This is a genomic window from Streptomyces sp. NPDC097595, from assembly GCF_044761525.1.
Classification (GTDB): domain Bacteria; phylum Actinomycetota; class Actinomycetes; order Streptomycetales; family Streptomycetaceae; genus Streptomyces; species Streptomyces drozdowiczii_A.
Window position 1 is genome coordinate 61,515 of sequence record NZ_JBIWCN010000005.1, and the last position, 18,840, is coordinate 80,354.

Sequence of the window (18,840 nt, forward strand, 5' to 3'; positions counted from 1 at the left end):
CGGGTGACGTACGGGGAGCCCCGGGCGCGGGGGCTCCCCTCGCGTGGGCGTCAGCCGGCCGAGCAGACCGCGCCGTTCAGGCGGAATACGGCCGGGTCGGGATTGGGGCCGTCGTTGGCGCCGACGAACCCGAAGGAGGTGGTCGACCCGCCGTCCGGCGCCAGCGGGCCCGCGCCGTCGGGGGCGGTGACCCGCACATGGGAACCGGTCTGGTGGAAGGTGGCGTTCCAGCCGGAGTCCACCGACTGGCCGGTGGTCGGCCAGTCCCAGTCCACCGTCCAGCCCGTGATCGGGGTGCCCGCCAGATTCCGCACGGTCACGGTGGTCACGAAGCCGTTGCCCCAGCTGGAGTCGCGGTGGTACGTCACCGAGCAGACCGCGTCCGCCGGGGTGCCGGTGGTGAAGGTCAGGGGCGCGGACGGGCCGGAGAGCCGCCCCGCCGAGTCGGCGGCCAGCACGTTGACGGTGTGGGTGCTGCCCGGTGGCAGGTTCCGCAGGGTGACGGAGGTGCCGGTGGTCTCGCCGATCAGGCGGGTGTGGGCGCCGTCGCGCTCCTGGACCAGGTAACGGGTCGCGCCCGTCGCCCCGCCCCAGCTGAGGCGCGCGGTGGTGTCCGTGACCGCGTCCCTGCGCGGGGTGCCCGGGGTGCTCGCGGCCGAGGCGGCCGGACCGGTGCCGGCCTTCGGTTCGAGGGTCACGGTGAGCAGGGCGTACGGGGGCACCGTGACCCGGGACGCGGAGGCGTCGCCGTCGGTGACCTCGGTGATGTCGCTGTCGCCACGCGCGTAGCGGCTGACCTCCGGCGCGGTGGCGGACGGGGTGAAGCCGGCGTAGTCCAGGGCGACGGTGCGCGCGGTGTCCGGGTCCTTGTTGACGAGCATGACGCTCAGCCGGCCGTCGTCGCGGAGCACGGCGTGGGCCGAGACGTCCTGCGCGGAGGACTCGGCGGCGACCATCGTGTCGCCCGCGGTGCCCAGTTCGGCGGTCATCTTCATCCCGTAGTACGGGGCGAAGGGTGTGTTCGGTGCCGGTTCGCAGACGTCGCCGGTGCAGGCGCCGCTGGACAGCATGCCCATGTCGCCGTAGTCGGTCTCCCCGTCGACGGTGGTGATCTCGCCGCCGCCGTTGTGGGTGTTCCACCAGTCGACGTTGAACACGCCGTTCTCCAGCGCCGTCATGAACGCGTCGGCGGCGAACAGGCCGTTGGGGCGGGCGGTGAGCCGGGCGCCGCCGGTGTTGGTGTTGATCTCGGTGAGCGCGATCCCGATGTCGGGTGAGTGCGCGCCCGCGACCCGGTCGATCTGGTTGCGTACCTCGCGGAGTTCACCGGGGAGCTTGGCCAGCTTCGACAGGGCGGCGTCGGCGGTGGTGTCCGAGCCGCCCGCATACCAGTGGACGCTGACGAAGTCGATGACGTCCGCCACCGCCGGGAGCACGGTGTGGTTCCAGTCGCCGGAATCGCCCTCGCCGACGACGCCGTCCGGCCACTCCCCCGGGCTGGTGAGGACCGCGCCGATCTTCACCGTGGGGTCGACGGCCTTCATCGCGGCCGCGTAGGCGCGGACCTCGCGTGCGTACTCCTGCGGGCTCTTGTCCGTGTGCCCGTCGTTCTCCCAGCCGCTGCCGTAGTGGCCGTTGCCGTAGATCTCGTTGCCGATCTCCCAGTACTTCGCGCCGTACTTCTTGGTGACGTTCGCGTACCTGACCCAGCCGGCCGCCTCCTCCGGGGTGCCGGAGCCGTAGTTGGCGATGAGGATGGGCTGCGCCCCGGCGGCGCGGACGGTGCCCATGAAGGCGTCGAAGCCGGTGCCCGGGGCGACGTAGCCGCCGGGTGCCGTGTGCGTCTCCCAGTGGTAGATGTCCGCGTACGAGCCTCCCGGGTAGCGCATCACCCCGACGTCGGCCGCCGTCATCAGGTCCGCCACCTCGGGGTCGTTCATGTGCGCGTCCCAGATGGCGGTGTTGACCCCTCGGGCGGCTCCGGTCAGCGTGCCCAGCGACGCCTGGGCGTTGACCTGTACGTCGACGTCCGGGTCGGCGGCGGCCTGCGGTGCGGCGGGGGCCGCAACGGTCAGCGAGGCCAGCACGGCGAGCGAGGCGGCCAGAACGGCGGCGGCACGGGCGAGGGGGCGGAAGCCTTGCGGGGGTCTGTGCGTTGGCGCCATGGGTGATCCTCCCTGGGATCTCGGCGGCACGGGCGGGGTGGGACAGACGTGGGAGCGCTCCCATCATGGGGAGGGCGTGACGCCCTGTCAACAGCGGTGACACGCAGGGGAATTGAGCCGAATGGGGGCTTCCGGAGCGGACCCGATCTTCTCTACTGTCGATGATCGGCCCATCCGGAACTGCTGGGAGATCACATGAAGGCGCAGACCTTGTTCTGCTATACGTGCGATTCCGACGAGATGCACCGGCCTCTCACGGACGTCGAGAAGACCTGGCTGAAGGGGCGGACCGGGCGCACCAAGGTGGACGAGTTCTTCATGTGCGAGGCACCGGAGTGCCGCAATGTCCGCAGCGGATACGTCAAGCGCCCGTTCCATCCCGTCATCCGCATCCCGGTGCCCTGACGGGTACGAGGAGGTTGATGTCCTGTGTCCGTGCTGGTCGTGCAGAACACCGCGCGCGGGGGACCCGGGCGGGTCGCTGCCTGGTTGAGCGCGGCGGGGCTCGGCCTGCGGGTGCTGCGTCCGTACGCCGGTGAGGCGCTGCCCTCCGCACTCGGTGGCCGCCCGCTCGTCGTGCTCGGCGGCGGCTTCCTCCCCGACGACGACGCCCGCGCGCCCTGGCTCGCCGCCACCCGCCGCCTGGTCGGGCAGGCGCTGGCGGACGGCACACCGATGCTGGGGATCTGCCTGGGCGGGCAGATGCTCGCCCAGGTGGCGGGCGGGACGGTGCGTGGTGCGTACGGGGAGCCGGAGTTCGGCAGCACGACCATCCGGCTGCGGCCCGAGGCGGTGGACGACCCCCTTCTCACGGGCCTGGGCGACACGGTCCCCGCGATCGAGCGGCACGTCGACGCCATCACGCGACTGCCGGCGGGGGCGGCCTGGCTCGCTTCCAGCGACAGCTGCCCGTACCAGGCATTCAGGGTGGGCGAACGGGCCTGGGGCGTGCAGTTCCACCCCGAGGCGGAGGCCGGGAACATCACTGCGTGGGACCGGACCCGGCTGGCCGCCCAGGGCGTCGACCGGGACCGGCTGCACGCCCGGGCCATGGCCGACGAGAAGGCCGCCGTCGCGGCGTGGTCCGTCTTCACCGGACGGTTCGCGTCCGTGTGCCGTTCCACGGGGCGGGCGCGTCGGTCCTAGGGCCGGGTACGCTCAGCGCCGCTCGTTCGCGTAGACGAACGCCGCGCAGTGCTCGTCCACGTCCTTCCGGCCGTACCGGGCCCGCAGCGACAGGTCCGAGGCCAGTCTCCGCGCGAGCTCCCGGGCCTCACCCTGCGGCGCCGACCCCTCCGCGTACTCCAGAAGCGTGCGCAACGCGTCCAACTCGCCGCTGCGAAAGACCATCTCGACGACCTCCTGCTCCCCCGCCGCCAGAGCGCTCAGCACACGCTTCCCGTACGCGTCGGCGCGTCGGCTCGCGAACCGGCGCTCATGATCCCGGATTCGCTCCGCACCCTCGTACGTGTCGAAGACCGCGAGCCGCTCCAGCAGCTCCTCCGGCTCCGTGTGCGACGTGCGGTAGAAGGGCCGGTCCTCGCTGCCCGCGAAGTCCGGATCCAGTCGGACCTCGGAGAGGAACGCGGCGACCCGGCCGGGTTCGGGCGTCAGGCCGCCGCCCATCCAGCGGGCGGACTCGTGCAGACTCTGGCCCGAGCCCTCGGGTATGCGGAAGAAGCACCAGCCCGACACACCGCACCACAGCAGCCCCGCGTCCCGGCCCCCGCCGAAGGACTCCCGGCAGAACCCGCCGGTGAACTCGACGCTTCCTTCCACGTCCGCGCCGAAGTCGTCCTGGCTTTCGTCGTCATAGGCCCCGTACGCCGAGATCGCGGCCACGGGCAGACCCTCGTCGAGGAGTCGGCTCGCCACGACCGCCATGTAGTGACCGATGGCGGATTCGAGGTCGTCCCTCACCTGCTGAGCGTCTTCCTGATCGTCGGTCACGCCTGTTCTCCCGATTCGGCTCCGGTCGCAGTTCCGCTCAAAGCCGTTCCCCGAGATCGCGCTCGTACACCGCGGCCACGCGACGCCCGTACGCGCCCTTACCCCCGTGTACAACCCATGGATAACGTTGGCATAAGGTGAGTGCGGCGCCGACTCCTCCGGGAAGGACGGCGGCTCGTCCTCCCAGGGGTCCAAGGACTCGAAGTCGGTCGCCAAGGGCGGCAAGGACTTCGGCGACGCGGCGGCGAAGACCGCGGCCCTCGGCACGGACGCGAAGCCCGGTCAGTGGCCGCGTACGGTCAAGCACGCCATGGGCAGCACCGAGATCAAGCAGCAGCCGAAGCGCGTGGTCATGCTCGACGTCGGTGAGCTCGACAACGTCGTGTCGCTCGGTGTGAAGCCGGTCGGTCTCGCGCCGACCGAGGGGTCGCCGGAGCTGCCCTCGTATCTCAAGAAGGACGCGGGCACACCGAAGAACATCGGCACGATCAACAGCCTCAACCTGGAGGCGATCGCCGCGCTCAAGCCCGACCTGATCCTGGGCAGCCAGCTGCGCGCCGCCAACTCCTACGACGAGCTGTCGAAGATCGCGCCCACCGTCTTCTCCATCCGGCCCGGGTTCACCTGGAAGGAGAACTACCCCCTCAACGCCGCCGCGCTGGACAGGACCGCGCAGGCCGAGGCGAACCTCGCCGCGTACAAGAAGAAGACCAAGGCCCTCGGGGAGGACGAGTTCCGCTTCTGGCAGGTCGGCTCGATCGGTGGGCGCGACGGCGAAGTGATCGGCCAGGTATGGCCGTTCGTCCTGGCCGGGACGATCCTGGTCGCGATGATCGCCCGGGGTCTGGACGCCCTCGCGCTGGGCGACGACGCCGCACGGAACCTCGGCAACAACGTCGGGCGGCTGCGGGCCCTGGGTGCGCTCGGCGCGCTCGTGCTCACCGGGACGGCCGTGGCGTCGGTGGGCCCGATCGCCTTCACCGGTCTGGCCGTCCCGCACATCGCCCGCGCGCTGGTGGGCACGGCACACCGGGCATCTCGTCATGAGCCGCCCGTCCGCCAGCCGCCTCGCGGCGCACGACCTGACCCTCGCCTACGAGGACCGCACCGTCGTCGAGGGCCTGGACCTGGAGATACCCGACGCCAAGGTGACCATCGTCGTCGGGCCCAACGCCTGCGGAAAGTCCACGCTCCTGCGGGCACTCGGCCGCCTTCTCAAACCGCGGCGCGGTGCCGTGCTGCTGGACGGCGCCGAACTGGCCGGCCTCCCCGCCAAGGAGATCGCGCGGACCGTCGGCGTGCTCCCGCAGTCCCCCACGCCGCCCGACGGCATCACCGTCGCCGACCTCGTGGCGCGGGGCCGCCAGCCGCACCAGAAGTGGTGGCAGCAGTGGTCGGAGGCCGACGAGCACGCCGTGAGCGAGGCCCTGGAACGTACGAACACGGCGGCCCTCGCCGACCGTCCGGTGGACGAACTCTCCGGCGGTCAGCGCCAGCGCGTGTGGATCGCGATGGCCCTGGCGCAGGACACCGAACTCCTGCTGCTGGACGAGCCCACGACGTATCTGGACGTCGCCCATCAGGTGGAGGTCCTGGACCTGGTGCGCCGTCTCAATCTGGAGCGGGGGCGGACCGTCGTCGCCGTGCTGCACGATCTGAACCAGGCCATCCGCTACGCCGATCACCTCGTCGCGATGAAGGACGGGCGCATCGTGGCGCAGGGTGCGCCGGACGAGGTGGTCACCTCGGAGATGGTCCAGGAGGTCTTCGGGCTGTCGTCCGTCATCATCCCGGATCCCGTCACGGGCGGCCGCCTCGTCGTCCCGGGGTACAGCTGGCAGCCGTCGGCCGCGACGGAGAAGACGATCACGCGCTGACGGGTCCGGGGCGTCGAAACCCTGACATTCCCCTGACCGGGCGGAGGCGGAGTTCTGCGGGAGTCCTGAACCGGCATGCCTTGTCCCGTCCGTCGGGCGCGCCCGATGCTGGAGAGGAGCCCGCGGTGGACCCCCGACCAGAACGGGAGCGCATGATGCTGACGACCACGGCACGCCCTTCACCGGAGACCAGCGCCCCCGGCCGTCTGTCGCCGGGGGTCCGCAGGATCACCCTCGACGCGGCCGGCATCCCCCTGTCCGCGCTGCTGAGCGAGCCCGTGGACGGACGTCCGGCGCGGGCGACCGTCGTCGCTCTGCACGGCGGCGGGATGAGCGCCGGATACTTCGACGGGCAGGCCCATCCGGACGTCTCCCTGCTGACGCTCGGCGCCCGCCTCGGCTGCGCCGTGCTCGCACTCGACCGGCCCGGATACGGCGCGTCGGCCCCGTATCTGCCCGCCGGGCAGTCGTTGTTGGAGCAGGCGGCGACGGTCCGTGCGGCGCTCGCCGACGCGCGGGACCGCCATGTGTCCGCGCCGCTGTTCCTGCTCGCCCACTCCTTCGGCGGCAAGCTCGCCCTCGCTCTCGCGGCCGACGCCCCGCCCGGCGCCTTCATCGGGCTGGACGTCTCCGGATGCGGACACCGGCCGGCCGCCTCCGCCGGGCCGCTCGGCCGCTCCACGGCCGCCGGGCTGCGGCGGCTCAACTGGGGTCCGCTGCGGCTGTATCCGGCCGGGACCTTCCGCGAGAGCGGGGCGGTCGTCGCCCCGGTGCCCCGGCGGGAGGCCGCATCCATGGTGGAGTGGGGCGCGCTGGCCCCCCGCCTGCTGCCCCGGGTGCGGGTGCCGGTGCGGTTCACCTTCGCCGAGCACGAGGCGTGGTGGCGTCACGACGACGCCGATCTGGTGGACCTCGCCGCGCAGTTCTCGGCGGCCCCACGGGTGCTGGTCGACCGGCTTCCGGCAGCCGGGCACAACGTCAGCCTGGGTTCCGCCGCCCGGGCCTACCACCTGCGCGCCCTGGCCTTCCTCGACGAGTGCCTCGACGCCGGCGACCGGGCCGCCGCACGGTGACCGCCGCCGCCCCGGCCCGTGTGAGCCCTCCGGCTCGGGTCCGGCTGCGGACGCTGTCGCTGCCCGCCCCGGGTTCGCGGTTCCCCGTCCCCGGCTGCCTTGACGCGGGAGAGCTGGCCCGTGCCGCCGGTTTCGCCGCTCCGCGCGCCCGGCTTCGCTTCGTCACCGCCCATGTCGCGCTGCGCGAGGTCCTCGCCGCGTGCACCGGTACGGATGCGGCACGGCTGCGGTTCGGGCGCGACCGGCCCGGTGGAACGGGCGGCGGTCCGGGAGGGCGGCCGGTGCTGCTCGGCTTCCCGGAGGGGCCGCACTTCTCGCTCTCGCACAGCCACGACCTGATCGTGATCGCCGTCGCCGACGTGCCCGTGGGCGTCGACGTGCAGCGCGTGCCGCGGACCGGCACGGTCGACGCGCTGCTGCCCCGGCTTCACCCGGCGGAGCGCGCGGGCCTGTTACGCGTCCCCCGGGCTGCGCGGGCAGCCGCCTTCGCCCGGCTGTGGACGCGGAAGGAGGCGTACCTGAAGGGGCTCGGTACGGGCCTCGCGCGCGGTCTGGCCACCGACTGCCTCCTGGACGGGACGCAGCCGGCCGGCTGGCACGTCCGCGACCTGGCCGCTCCTCCCGGGTACGCGGCGGCGACCGCAGTCGCGCACCCCGTACCGCTAGCCGGCGTCCACCGCCCCGGCACGGCGTGAACCGGCCACCGAAGCGAGCAGTTCCCTCGTGTACGGGTGGGAGGGCTCGGCGAACACCTGCGCCACCGGACCCGACTCGACCAGCCGGCCGCCCCGCATCACGCCGACGTGGTGGGCGATGCCCCGGACCACGGCGAGGTCGTGCGAGATGAACAGGCAGCTCAGCCCCGACTCGTCCTGGAGCTCGGTGAGCAGCTCCAGGATGCGCGCCTGCACCGCGACGTCGAGCGCCGAGACCGGTTCGTCGCACACCACCAGATCGGGGCGCAGCGCCAGCGCGCGGGCGATGGCCACCCGCTGCCGCTGCCCGCCCGACAGCTCCTGCGGGCGCCGCCGGAGGGTGCCGGCCGGGAGATGCACGCGGTCCAGGAGGGCCGCCGCCTCCCGGGAGCGCCCGGCCCGGTCGCCCACCCGGTACGCGCGCAGGGGCTCGGTGATGATGTCCCCCACCGTCAGGCGCGGGTCGAGGGAGGCGTAGGGGCTCTGGTAGACGATCTGCATGCGGCGCCGCAGCCGGCGCAGCGCCTCCCCGCGCAGCGAGGTGATGTCCTCGCCGTCGAAGTGGACCGTGCCGGACGTGGGGTCGGCGAGGCGGACCAGCAGCCGGGCGGTGGTCGACTTGCCCGAGCCCGACTCCCCGACCAGGGCGAGGGTCTCCCCCCGCCCGATGGTCAGGTCCACGGAGTCGACGGCCCGGACGGGCGCCCGGCCGCGACGGCCCCGGTCGAACTCCTTCACCAGCCCCCGGGCCACCACCAGGTCCCGCGAGGTCCCGGTGGGCCGGACCGGCGGGGTCCGCTCCCGTACCGAGCCGAGACTCGGCGCGGAACGCAGCAGTTGCCGGGTGACCGGGTGCCGGGGATCGCCCAGCACCTCGTCGACCGTCCCCGCCTCGATGATCTCGCCCTGGGACATCACCCCCACGCGCTGGGCGCGGTCGGCGGCGACACCCAGGTCGTGGGTGATGAGCAGCACCGCCGTGCCCGTGCGAGCGACGAGTTCGTCCACGTGGTCGAGGAGGGCGCGCTGCACGGTGACGTCGAGCGCGCTGGTGGGCTCGTCGGCGATCAGCAGCTTGGGCCGGGCGGCGAGCGCGATCGCGATGAGCGCCCGCTGGCGCATGCCGCCGGACAGTTCGTGGGGGTACTGCCGGGCCCGCAGGTGCGGCTGGGGCAGGCCCGCCTCGGCGAGCAGTTCGACGGCGCGTTCCGCAGCCTCGCGCCGGCCGGAGGCCAGTTTGTGGATCAGGAGCACTTCGCCGATCTGCGGGCCGATGCGGCGCACCGGGTTCAGCGACACCATGGGGTCCTGCGGGACGAAGCCGATGTCCCGGCCGCGGTGGCGGCGCAGCTCCGGTTCGCCGGCCGCGGCGAGGTCGGTAGCGCCGAAGAGGACGCGGCCCGCCGTGACCGTCGCCCCGGGCGGCAGCAGGCCGACGACGGCGTGGGCCGTCGTGGACTTGCCCGAGCCCGAGGCGCCGACCAGGGCCACGACCTCGCCCGGTGCGACGGTGAGGGAGACCTCGCGCACCGCGTCCACCCGGCCCGCCCGCGTGCGGTAGGAGATGCTCAGCCCTTCTATGCCGAGCAGGGGGCCGGATTCCCCGGCCCGTCCGGCCGGCGCGGTCAGGGGTTTCGTCATGGGGTGTTCTCCTTCGCCTCGCCGTCGAGGGCGCGGGCGATGCGGTTGGCGGCCAGGACCGTCGCCGCCAGGGCGAGTCCGGGCAGGGTGGTCAGCCACCAGGCGGTGGCCAGGTAGTCACGGCCGCCGGCGACCAGCGACCCCCACTCGGGGGCCGGGGGGCGCGCCCCGTAACCGAGGAACGACAGCGACGACACCTGGAGCACGACGCCGCCGAAGTCCACCGCCGCGTAGACGAGGACGGGTCCGGCCGCGTTCGGCAGGACGTGCCGCAGCAGAACCGCGTACCACCGGGTGCCACTCGCCCGGGCGGCCTCCACGTACGTGGAGCGGGCGACCCGCAGGACCTCGGCCCGCATGATCCGGGCGAACATGGCCACACTGGTCACCCCGACGGCCACGGCGACCTGCACGGTCCCGAAGCCGAGGGCGGTGACCAGGGCGAGCGAGAGCAGCAGCCCCGGCACGGCGAGGAGTACGTCGGTGAGCCGCATCAGCACGCTGTCGGCCCACCCGCCCGCCGCACCGGCCACCAGCCCGGTCAGCGACCCCGCCACCAGGCCGACGACGACGGCGAGCGCCGTCGCCCGCAGGGTGAGGGCGCTGCCGTGCACCAGCCGGGTGAACAGGTCACGGCCGAGTTGGTCGGTGCCCAGGAGGTGGTCCCCGCCGGGCGGCCGGAGCCGGTCGGTGGGCACCCCGGCCAGCGGATCACGGCCGGTGAACAGGGCGGGGTGCAGCGCGGCGAGCAGGACCAGGGCGATGAACACGACGGACAGGACGAGCCCGGGCCGGGCGAGCCAGAAGCCGGCGGTCCGGCGCAGCCGCGCGGGCGCCTCGCGCGGCTCGCCGTCGAAGGACGCGGTGACGGGGGCTCCGCCGTCGGGGGACGTACCGAGTGCGCTCACGCGGCCACCGCCGTGGGGCCGGTCGCCGTGAGGCGCGGGTCGAGCACCGGGTGCAGGAGGTCCACGGCCAGGTTCGCCAGGACGAAGGCGCACGCCCCGGCCACCACCAGCCCCTGGACGACGGGAATGTCCTGCGCGGACACGGCGGTCGCCGTCAGGCGGCCGATCCCGTTGCGGGAGAAGACGGTCTCGACCACCACGGAGCCCGCCAGCACATGGCCGACCAGCACCCCCACGACGGTCAGTGGTGCGAGCGCCGCGTTGCGGGCCGCGTGGGAGAAGTGGACCCGGAGCCGGCTCGCCCCCTTGGCGACGGCCGTGCCGATGTACGGCTCGGCGAGTGCGGTGCGCAGGCTCTTCGCGAAGACCTGGGCGATCAACGCGGCCGCCGGCAGCGCCAGCGTCACCGCCGGCAGCAGCAACGTGGCGGCGCTCCCGTCCCCGAAGGCCGGTAACAGCCCCCAGCGGAAGGAGAACAACTGGATGAGCACCAGGCCGGTCCAGAAGGTGGGGGCGGCCACCCCCGCAGACGGGAGCGACAGCAGGAGCTGCGCCGCCCAGCGTCGGCGGGTGTACGTGCCGGCCAGGGCGACCCCGGCCCCCAGCGGCAGGGCCAGGGCCAGTGTGGCCGCCGTGAGTTCCAGCGTCGCGGGAGTCGCGTCCGCGATCATCCGTCCGACCGGTTCGCCGGTGTGGACGGAGGTGCCGAAGTCCCCGTGCAGGGCGTGGCCGAGCCGTGTCGCGTACTGCTCCGCCACCGGCCGGTCGAGACCGTACCGGGTGCGCAGCGACGCGAGTTGTTCCGGGGTTACGGAGGTGCTGTCCCCGCCCCCGGCGGCCATGACGGTCACGGGGTCGCCGGGGAGCAGGTACAGCACGCCGAAGGAGAGGGTGTAGGCGGCCCAGAGGACGAACACGGCCTGGGCGAGCCGGCGCACGATGTACGTGGTCATGGTCAGGACAGCCACGCGTCGTGGAACTGCGGGTAGGACGTCGAGTCCAGGGTCAGGCCGTGCACCTTCTCGCCGATTCCGTAGACGCTCGCCATCTCGAACACGGGGATCTGGTAGCCCTGTTCCAGCACCCGGCGCTGCGCGGTCGCGACGAGGGCGGCCCGCTTCTCCGGGTCGATCGCGGCGGCCTGGGCGTCCAGTGAGTTCTCCAGCCGGGGGTCGTCGATGCGGCCGAGGTTGAGCAGTTTGCCGGAGAACGCGGTGCGCAGGATGTCGGGGTCGTTGCGGGTGCCGTTGCCCCAGGCGAGGTCGTAGTCGCCCGCGCCGCGCGCCTGCTGGTAATCCGGCAGGGAGAGCAGTGTGAGGGTGAGGCCGATCCCGGTCTTGCGCAGCTGCTGCTGGATCAGTTCCAGAACGGTCTGGTTGGGCCCGAAGTTCGCGCCCAGGATCACCTTCAGGTTCAGCTTCTTGCCGTTCTTCACCCGGATGCCGTCCGGGCCGGGCACCCAGCCGGCCGCGTCCAGCGTCTTCCGGGTCTTCTCCGGATCGTGGGCGAGCAGCGCGCTGTTGTCGGCGTACGCGCCCGTGCTGCTGGACAGCGCGCTGGTCGCGGGGAGGTAGCTGGGGCTGAGGACGGTCTGCACGACCTCGTCCCGGTCCACGGCCGTCTGGAGGGCGTGCCGCACGGCCGGGTCCTTCGTCAGCGGCCGTGCGGTGTTGACGCTGAGGGCTACGGGGACACCAGGGTTGGGCCGGTCGAGGACGCTCAGCCCTTGCCCCGCGAGGGTCTCCTGGTCCTGCGGCGCGACGCCGGCGATCGCGTCGACCTGCCCGGAGTTCAGGCTCCCGCTGCGTACACCGGCCTCGGGGACGACTCTGAGGGTGAGCTTGTCCAGATAGGCGGCTCCGGAGTGCTTCCAGAGCGGGGAGCCCCATGTGTAGCCCTTGCGCCTGGTCAGTTCGACCGAGGTGTTCGGGGTGTAGCCGTCGAGGGTGAACGGCCCGGAGCCGATCAGTTCGGCGGTGCAGCGCTTGTCCGCCGGGATTTTCAGGCTCGCGGGGGCGAGGAGCCCCAGTGTCGCCGTCGAAGTCGCCTGGAGGAACTGCTCGTTGGGCCCCTTGAAGGTGACCTTGGCCGTGTAACGGTCGACGACCTCGGTGCCGCGGTAGCCCTGGAGGTAGCCGGCGCCCAGCATCGACTTGGCGCCCAGGGCGGCGACGGCGTCCAGGTTGGCCTTGACCGCCTTGGCGTCGACCGGGGTGCCGTCGGCGAAGGTGGCGTCCGTGCGCAGGCTGAAGGTGAACTGCGTGGCGTCGGGCGAGACCTGCCACGAGCGTGCGATCCACGGCACGATCTGGCCGGTCGTCGGGTTCTGGTCGGTGAGCGAGTCCACGAAGGCGCGGGCCCCGTACAGGGCGTCGGTGGTGGTGGCCTGGTGCGGGTCGACGCAGCCGGGGTCGGCCGCCATCGCGAACCTGAGGTGGCCGCCGGACCGCGGCGTGGACGCCGCCTTGCCGGAGGACCCGGATGCTCCGGAGCAGGCCGTCGCGGTGAGCGGGAGGACGAGCGCGGCGGCGAGGGCGGCCGTCGGGGAGCCCGCGAAACGGCGCGCGGGCGTGGGACGTCTGGACATGAAGGTACGACTCCGGGTGAGCGAGAGCGGAAATGAGGAGACTGGGGTGGGGGCACGGGCATCGGGGGCCCGTGTGGCACACGCGTGCCCGCGCGAGGTGCGGGAGGTGGGGTCAGTGCCCCGGACAGAGGAAGCCGGCGAGGCGTTGCAGATCGATGTGCCGACGGGTCGTCAGCGGTACCCGCTCAGACACGGCCCATCCTGAAGCCGACACCGCGGACGGTGATGATCCAGTCGGGTGAGCCGAGCTTGGAGCGGACCGCGCTCACGTGGGTGTCGATCGTGCGGCTGGCCCGGCCGCCGGGGACGTGACGTCCCGGGAACCCCCACACGGCGGCCATCAGCGAGGCCCTGGAGTGCACGGTGTGCGGCTCCGACGCGAGCCTGTGGAGCAGGTCGAACTCCTTGAGGGTGAGCCCGATCAGCCGGCCGTTGAGCCGCACCTCCCGCGTCTCCGGATCGATGCACAGCGAACCGTGCGCGATCGCCGCCGCCCGCGTGCTCCGTGCCGTCACCGGGCGGGACCGCCGGAGTACGGCATCGATGCGGGCGAGGAGCTCACGGAATCCGTACGGCTTCGCCATGCAGTCGTCGCAGCCCGCCTGCAGGCACAGGATCCGGTCGAGTTTCATCCCGGCGTCCGTGAAAGCGATGACAGGAATATCGCTGGTCGCCCGGACGGCCCGGCAGACCTCCAGGCCATCGATGTCGGGCAGGAGGAGATCGATCAGAAAGAGGTCGAACTTCGCGTGCTTTTCCAGAGCTTCGGTGCCCGTCGTGCAGATCTCCACGTCGTACCCGTGACGCTTCAGCTGGGCACTCAACGTGTTTCCGTTCGACCTGTCGGAATCAACGACCAGGACGCGCATCAATTCCCCCGTTCCATGGTGCGGGCGCAGCACCGAAGTTGCGGTCCTCAGGCTAGACACCCGGCCACGCACCTGACTGTGAGCGGGGTCACAGGAAGCGGTCCCAGGGGGTGTCCTGCGCCTTCCTGAACAGGGATTTGTACTTCCTCTGACATTTCCTTGGCACCGGCCGCGCAGTCGGCCCGGCGCCGGGCTTTTCCCCGCCGCGTGAATGTCAGACATCCGCCCCGGCGACTTGACGATCGCTTGACATCTCCTTGCGCAGGACCTTGACGTTTCCGCCTTGAAAACAAAAAGTGCGGCGGCCGAGGATGTTTCACGTCAGCAGGAATCGAACGGACCTTCAGTCGGGAGACTCCATGGATGCTTCGGTCATCATTGTCGGAGCGGGGCCGGCAGGACTCGTACTCGCCGGTGAATTACGTCTGGCCGGAATCGATGTCATCGTGGTCGAACGCCTTTCCCGGCGTACCGGGGAATCGCGGGGACTGGGTTTCACCATCCGTACGACGGAAAGTCTCGACCAGCGTGGTCTGTTGTCCCGGTTCGGCGAACTGGACACCAGCACCCGGGGCCACTTCGGCGGCATCCCGCTGGACCTGGCCATCCTCGGCGGCGCGCATCCCGCCGCGCGCGGCATCCCGCAGTCCGTCACCGAGACGGTCCTGGAGAGCTGGGCCCGGGAACTGGGCGCCGACATCAGGCGGGGCCATGAGTTCCTGTCGCTCGATGACACCGGCGATGCGGTCTCCGTACGCGTCAGGGCGGGCGACCGGGAATCCACGCTCACCGCGCGCTATCTCGTCGCGGCGGACGGCGGACGCAGCGCGGTCCGCAAAGCGGCCGGTTTCGACTTCCCCGGCACCGAGGCCACCACGGAACTGCTCCTCGCCGACATCAGGGGCGTGGACGTGGATCCCCGGGCGACCGGGCAGAGCCTCGCCGGCGGGATGGTCATGGCCGCCCCGCTCGGCGACGGCCTGCACCGCGTCATCGTCGGCGAACGCGGCGCCCTGCCGGGGCGGCGCACCGGGCCGCCCTCCTTCCACGAGGTCGCCGACGTGTGGAAGCGGCTCACCGGCGGCGACATCTCGGGGGCCGAGGCCGTCTGGGTGTCCGCGTTCACCGACGCCACCCGTCAGGCGTCCGAGTACCGGCGGGGCCGCGTCCTGCTGACCGGGGACGCGGCCCACATCCACCTGCCGGCCGGCGGGCAGGGCATGAACACCTCCATCCAGGACTCGTTCAACCTCGGCTGGAAGCTCGCCGCCGTCCTGCGCGGGACGGCTCCCGCCGCCCTGATCGACACGTACCACTCGGAACGCCACCGGGTGGGGCGGCAGCTCCTGGCCAACACCCGCGCGCAGAGCCTCCTCATCCTCGGCGGCGACGACGTGCAACCGCTGCGGGACGTCCTGTCCGAGCTCCTCCCGTACGACGAGGTGGCCCGCCATCTCGCCGCCAAGGTCAGCGGGACCGACATCCGGTACGACGTCGGCACCGGCTCCCACCCGTTGCTCGGCGCCCGCCTGCCCCGCCTGGAACTGACCACCCGGGCCGGCCGGACCAGCTCCACCGCCCTGCTCCGCTCCGGCCGCGGGGTGCTGCTCGACCTCACGGACAACCCCTGGCCGCGCCACCGGGCCGCCCGCTGGCGGGACCGGATCGACGTGGTCACCGGCGCCCCGCACGGCCCCGTGCCCGCCGGGCTCGCCGGCACCACCGCGGTCCTGCTCCGCCCGGACGGCTACGTCGCCTGGGCCGCCCCCGGCAGCCACCACGACCTGCCCACCGCGCTGGACCGCTGGTTCGGCCCGGCCTGACCCCGACCGCTCTCAGAGAGGCCACCATGCACAGCAACCTCATCGTCGCCCGGATGGAGCTCGGAAGCTCCGACGAAGTCGCCCGTCTCTTCGGCGAGTTCGACACCACCGACATGCCCCACCGAATGGGCACCCGCCGCCGCCAGCTGTTCGCGTACCGCGGGCTCTACTTCCACCTGCAGGACTTCGACGGCGAGGACGGCGGCGAGCGCATCGAGGCCGCCAAGTCCGACAGCCGGTTCATCGGCATCAGCGACGACCTCAAGCCCCACATCGCGGCCTACGACCCCGCCACCTGGCGCTCGCCGGCCGATGCGCTGGCCCGGCGCTTCTACCATTGGAGCGCCACGTGACCGCCACCCCGCCCGGACAGGAACGCCGCGTCGTCATCACCGGGGTGGGTGTCACCGCTCCCGGCGCCCTCGGCACCAAGGACTTCTGGCGGCTGATCTCCGACGGCCGGACCGCGACGCGGCGGATCTCCCTCTTCGACCCCTCGCCGTTCCGCTCCCAGGTCGCCGCGGAGGTCGACTTCGACCCCGAGCTCGCCGGCCTCGGCCCGCAGGAGGTCAGGCGGATGGACCGGGCCGCGCAGTTCGCCGTCGTCACCGCCCGCGAGGCCGTCCACGACAGCGGGCTCGACTTCACGGCCCTGGACCCCGTGCGCACCGGGGTCACCATCGGCAGCGCCGTCGGCGCCACCACCGGACTCGACCAGGAGTACCGCACGGTCAGCGACGGCGGCAGGCTCGACCTGGTCGACCACCGCTACGCCGTGCCGCACCTCTACAACTTCCTGGTCCCGAGCTCCTTCGCCACGGAGGTCGCCTGGGCCGTCGGCGCCGAGGGCCCGGGCACGGTCGTCTCCACCGGGTGCACCTCCGGGCTTGACGCCGTCGGCCACGCCGCCGGGGTCATCAGGGACGGTCTCGCCGACGTGATGGTGGCCGGCGCCACCGACGCCCCCATCTCCCCCATCACGGTGGCCTGCTTCGACGCCATCAAGGCCACCACCCCCCGCAACGACGACCCCGAACACGCCTCCCGTCCCTTCGACTCCAGCCGCAACGGTTTCGTCCTCGGTGAGGGCGCCGCCGTCTTCGTCCTGGAGGAGCTTTCCGGCGCACGGCGGCGAGGGGCGCACATCTACGCCGAGGTGGCCGGCTACGCCACCCGGTCCAACGCCTTCCACATGACCGGGCTGCGGCCCGACGGCAAGGAGATGGCCGAGGCGATCCGGGTGGCCCTGGACGAGGCACGGCTGGACGCCGAGGACATCGACTACATCAACGCCCACGGTTCCGGTACGAAGCAGAACGACCGCCACGAGACCGCGGCGTTCAAGCGGAGCCTCGGCGAGCACGCCTACCGGACCCCCGTCTCCTCCATCAAGTCGATGGTCGGCCACTCGCTCGGTGCCATCGGATCGATCGAGGTCGCCGCCTCCGTGCTCGCGATGGAGCACCACGTCGTCCCGCCCACGGCCAACCTCCACAACCCCGACCCCGAATGCGACCTCGACTACGTGCCCCTGACCGCCCGCGACCGGCGGACCGACGCGGTGCTGTCCGTCGGCAGCGGCTTCGGCGGCTTCCAGAGCGCGGTCGTCCTCGCCCGACCCGATCGGAGCACCCGATGAGCGCCCGGACGGTCATCACCGGAATCGGCGTCGCCGCCCCCAACGGACTCGGCCTGGAGACCTATTGGCGGGCCACCCTCGCGGGGCGGCGGGCCATCGCCCCGCTGACCCGGTTCGACCCCACCCCCTACCCCTCCCGGCTGGCCGGCGAGATCAGCGGCTTCGAAGCCGCCGAACTGCTGCCGGGACGGCTCCTGCCGCAGACCGACCGGATGACGCGGATCTCGCTCGTCGGGGCCGACTGGGCCCTGGCGGACGCGGACGTCACCCCCGGCGACCTGCCCGACTACGACGTCGGCGTGATCACCGCCGGCCACTCGGGCGGCTTCGAGTTCGGCCAGAACGAGCTCAAGGCGCTGTGGAGCAAGGGCGGCACCTACGTCTCCGCCTACCAGTCGTTCGCCTGGTTCTACGCGGTCAACAGCGGGCAGATCTCCATCCGCACCGGTGCCCGGGGGCCGAGCAGCGTCGTCGTCAGCGACCAGGCCGGCGGCCTCGACGCCCTCGCCCAGGCCCGGCGCCAGGTCCGCAAGGGAACCCCCGTCCTCATCGCGGGCGCCGTGGACGCCTCCCTGTGCTCCTGGGGATGGGTGGCGCAGATCGCCGGCGGCCGGCTCACCACCTCCGACGACCCCGAGCGCGCCTACCTCCCCTTCGACAGCGAAGCCTCCGGACACGTGCCCGGGGAGGGGGGTGCCCTCCTCGTCGTGGAGGACGCCGAGCACGCCCGCCGCCGGGGCGCCCCCCGGGTGTACGGGGAGATCACCGGCCACGCCGCCACGATGGACCCGCGGCCCGGCAGCGGACGGGCCCCCGGCCTCCAGCGCGCGATCGAGCTGGCCCTGGCCGACGCCGGAAGCGAACCGGCCGACATCGACGTCGTGTTCGCCGACGCCGCCGCCGTGCCGGAACTCGACCGGGCGGAGGCCGAGGCCCTCACCAAGGTCTTCGGGCCGCGCGGGGTGCCGGTCACCGCCCCCAAGACGATGACCGGCCGGCTGTACTCCGGGGCGGCGCCGCTCGACGTCGCCACCGCCCTGCTCTCCCTGCGGGACGGCGTCATCCCGCCGACGGTCGGTTCCACCCCCGCCGAGGGGTACGAGATCGACCTCGTCGGGCCCGCCCCCCGCCCCGCCGCGCTGCGCACCGCACTGGTGCTGGCCCGTGGACAGGGCGGCTTCAACTCCGCGCTCGTCGTGCGCCGCGCCGGCGAACCGGGCTGACACGCCCGTACACCGCGACTCCCACGCCCCCGACGACCGGCCCGCCCGCGGGCGCGCGCCGCGCGACCGTCCGTAACGCCCCCACGCCACGAAAGGCCTCGCCATGTCCGTGCCCGGCACCCACACCGTCTTCGTCCTGGACGACCTGCGCCGCATCCTCCGGGAGGCCGCCGGCGCCGAGGAGGGGGTCGACCTCGACGCCGACATCCTCGACACCACCTTCGACGCCCTCGGTTACGAGTCGCTCGCCCTGCTGGAGACGGGCGGCCGGATCGAGCGGGAGTACGGCATCACGCTCGACGACGACACCCTGACCGACGCCGACACCCCCCGCGCGCTGATCGACGTGGTCAACGCGCAACTGACCGCGACCCGCACCGTCTGAGGAGA

18 protein-coding genes and 1 pseudogene are annotated in these 18,840 nt (G+C 72.7%); 11 read left to right on the forward strand and 8 right to left on the reverse strand.

What is annotated here, in order from left to right; all coding sequences use genetic code 11:
* Positions 1–50: 50 nt before the first annotated feature.
* Positions 51–2,165, reverse strand: a complete 2,115-nt coding sequence (locus ACIQZN_RS09705; RefSeq protein ID WP_403990047.1) for a cellulose binding domain-containing protein — start codon at positions 2,163–2,165, stop codon at positions 51–53.
* Between the two features lie 195 nt (positions 2,166–2,360).
* Here ACIQZN_RS09705 and ACIQZN_RS09710 point away from each other — a divergent pair, with 195 nt between their 5' ends.
* Positions 2,361–2,570 carry a hypothetical protein gene (locus ACIQZN_RS09710; RefSeq protein ID WP_403990049.1) on the forward strand — a complete coding sequence of 70 codons (210 nt, stop codon included), beginning with the start codon at positions 2,361–2,363 and terminating at the stop codon, positions 2,568–2,570.
* Positions 2,571–2,594: 24 nt separating this feature from the next.
* Positions 2,595–3,311, forward strand: a complete 717-nt coding sequence (locus ACIQZN_RS09715) for a type 1 glutamine amidotransferase (protein ID WP_403990051.1) — start codon at positions 2,595–2,597, stop codon at positions 3,309–3,311.
* A gap of 12 nt (positions 3,312–3,323) precedes the next feature.
* Here the strand turns inward: ACIQZN_RS09715 and ACIQZN_RS09720 are convergent, their stop codons facing one another.
* Positions 3,324–4,115, reverse strand: a complete 792-nt coding sequence (locus ACIQZN_RS09720; RefSeq protein ID WP_403990053.1) for a hypothetical protein — start codon at positions 4,113–4,115, stop codon at positions 3,324–3,326.
* Between the two features lie 142 nt (positions 4,116–4,257).
* On the opposite strand from ACIQZN_RS09720, the pseudogene ACIQZN_RS09725 reads away from it, so the two are divergent.
* The 4 genes and pseudogenes from ACIQZN_RS09725 to ACIQZN_RS09740 form a co-directional block, all read left to right on the forward strand.
* Positions 4,258–5,148 (forward strand): annotated as a pseudogene (locus ACIQZN_RS09725) (iron chelate uptake ABC transporter family permease subunit); the annotation flags it as partial.
* 10 nt (positions 5,149–5,158) lie between these two features.
* Positions 5,159–5,992, forward strand: coding sequence for an ABC transporter ATP-binding protein (locus ACIQZN_RS09730; protein ID WP_403990055.1), 834 nt, complete (start codon positions 5,159–5,161; stop codon positions 5,990–5,992).
* Positions 5,993–6,144: 152 nt separating this feature from the next.
* Positions 6,145–7,065: an alpha/beta hydrolase gene (locus ACIQZN_RS09735; RefSeq protein WP_403990840.1), complete on the forward strand. Its 921-nt coding sequence runs from the start codon at positions 6,145–6,147 to the stop codon at positions 7,063–7,065.
* Between the two features lie 20 nt (positions 7,066–7,085).
* On the forward strand, positions 7,086–7,760 hold the full coding sequence (locus ACIQZN_RS09740; RefSeq protein ID WP_403990057.1) for a 4'-phosphopantetheinyl transferase family protein: 675 nt from the start codon (positions 7,086–7,088) through the stop codon (positions 7,758–7,760).
* On the opposite strand, the gene ACIQZN_RS09745 is transcribed toward ACIQZN_RS09740, so the two are convergent.
* The 6 genes from ACIQZN_RS09745 to ACIQZN_RS09770 all read right to left on the reverse strand — a co-directional run bounded on the left by ACIQZN_RS09745 (position 7,728) and on the right by ACIQZN_RS09770 (position 13,765).
* Complete coding sequence (locus ACIQZN_RS09745) at positions 7,728–9,401, reverse strand: dipeptide ABC transporter ATP-binding protein (protein ID WP_403990059.1); 1,674 nt, start codon at positions 9,399–9,401, stop codon at positions 7,728–7,730. The two genes, ACIQZN_RS09740 and ACIQZN_RS09745, sit on opposite strands and share 33 nt — an antisense overlap.
* The gene (locus tag ACIQZN_RS09750; protein ID WP_403990061.1) at positions 9,398–10,309 is read right to left on the reverse strand and encodes an ABC transporter permease; all 912 of its coding nucleotides are present in this window, start codon (positions 10,307–10,309) and stop codon (positions 9,398–9,400) included. Before ACIQZN_RS09750 ends, ACIQZN_RS09745 begins: the two co-directional genes overlap by 4 nt.
* The gene (locus tag ACIQZN_RS09755; protein ID WP_403990063.1) at positions 10,306–11,262 is read right to left on the reverse strand and encodes an ABC transporter permease; all 957 of its coding nucleotides are present in this window, start codon (positions 11,260–11,262) and stop codon (positions 10,306–10,308) included. The genes ACIQZN_RS09750 and ACIQZN_RS09755 overlap by 4 nt, the downstream gene beginning before the upstream one ends.
* Positions 11,263–11,264: 2 nt before the next feature.
* Positions 11,265–12,896, reverse strand: coding sequence for an ABC transporter substrate-binding protein (locus ACIQZN_RS09760; protein WP_403990065.1), 1,632 nt, complete (start codon positions 12,894–12,896; stop codon positions 11,265–11,267).
* 112 nt (positions 12,897–13,008) lie between these two features.
* Positions 13,009–13,110 carry a putative leader peptide gene (locus ACIQZN_RS09765; RefSeq protein WP_374215588.1) on the reverse strand — a complete coding sequence of 34 codons (102 nt, stop codon included), beginning with the start codon at positions 13,108–13,110 and terminating at the stop codon, positions 13,009–13,011.
* Positions 13,082–13,765, reverse strand: a complete 684-nt coding sequence (locus tag ACIQZN_RS09770; RefSeq protein WP_403990843.1) for a response regulator transcription factor — start codon at positions 13,763–13,765, stop codon at positions 13,082–13,084. Before ACIQZN_RS09770 ends, ACIQZN_RS09765 begins: the two co-directional genes overlap by 29 nt.
* A 359-nt stretch (positions 13,766–14,124) precedes the next feature.
* Between ACIQZN_RS09770 and ACIQZN_RS09775 the strand changes: the two genes are divergently transcribed.
* From ACIQZN_RS09775 to ACIQZN_RS09795, 5 genes are all read left to right on the forward strand, one after another.
* A complete protein-coding gene (locus ACIQZN_RS09775; RefSeq protein ID WP_403990068.1) occupies positions 14,125–15,588 on the forward strand; it encodes an FAD-dependent monooxygenase in 1,464 nt (487 codons plus the stop codon).
* Positions 15,589–15,614: 26 nt separating this feature from the next.
* Entirely contained in the window at positions 15,615–15,941 is a 327-nt protein-coding gene (locus ACIQZN_RS09780; protein WP_403990070.1) for a TcmI family type II polyketide cyclase, read from the forward strand.
* Positions 15,938–17,227 (forward strand): beta-ketoacyl-[acyl-carrier-protein] synthase family protein, encoded by a 1,290-nt coding sequence (locus tag ACIQZN_RS09785; RefSeq protein ID WP_383740263.1) that lies wholly within the window; start codon positions 15,938–15,940, stop codon positions 17,225–17,227. Before ACIQZN_RS09780 ends, ACIQZN_RS09785 begins: the two co-directional genes overlap by 4 nt.
* Positions 17,224–18,450 (forward strand): ketosynthase chain-length factor, encoded by a 1,227-nt coding sequence (locus tag ACIQZN_RS09790; protein ID WP_403990072.1) that lies wholly within the window; start codon positions 17,224–17,226, stop codon positions 18,448–18,450. The genes ACIQZN_RS09785 and ACIQZN_RS09790 overlap by 4 nt, the downstream gene beginning before the upstream one ends.
* Before the next feature lie 103 nt (positions 18,451–18,553).
* Positions 18,554–18,835, forward strand: coding sequence for an acyl carrier protein (locus ACIQZN_RS09795; protein ID WP_073969202.1), 282 nt, complete (start codon positions 18,554–18,556; stop codon positions 18,833–18,835).
* Positions 18,836–18,840 lie beyond the last annotated feature (5 nt).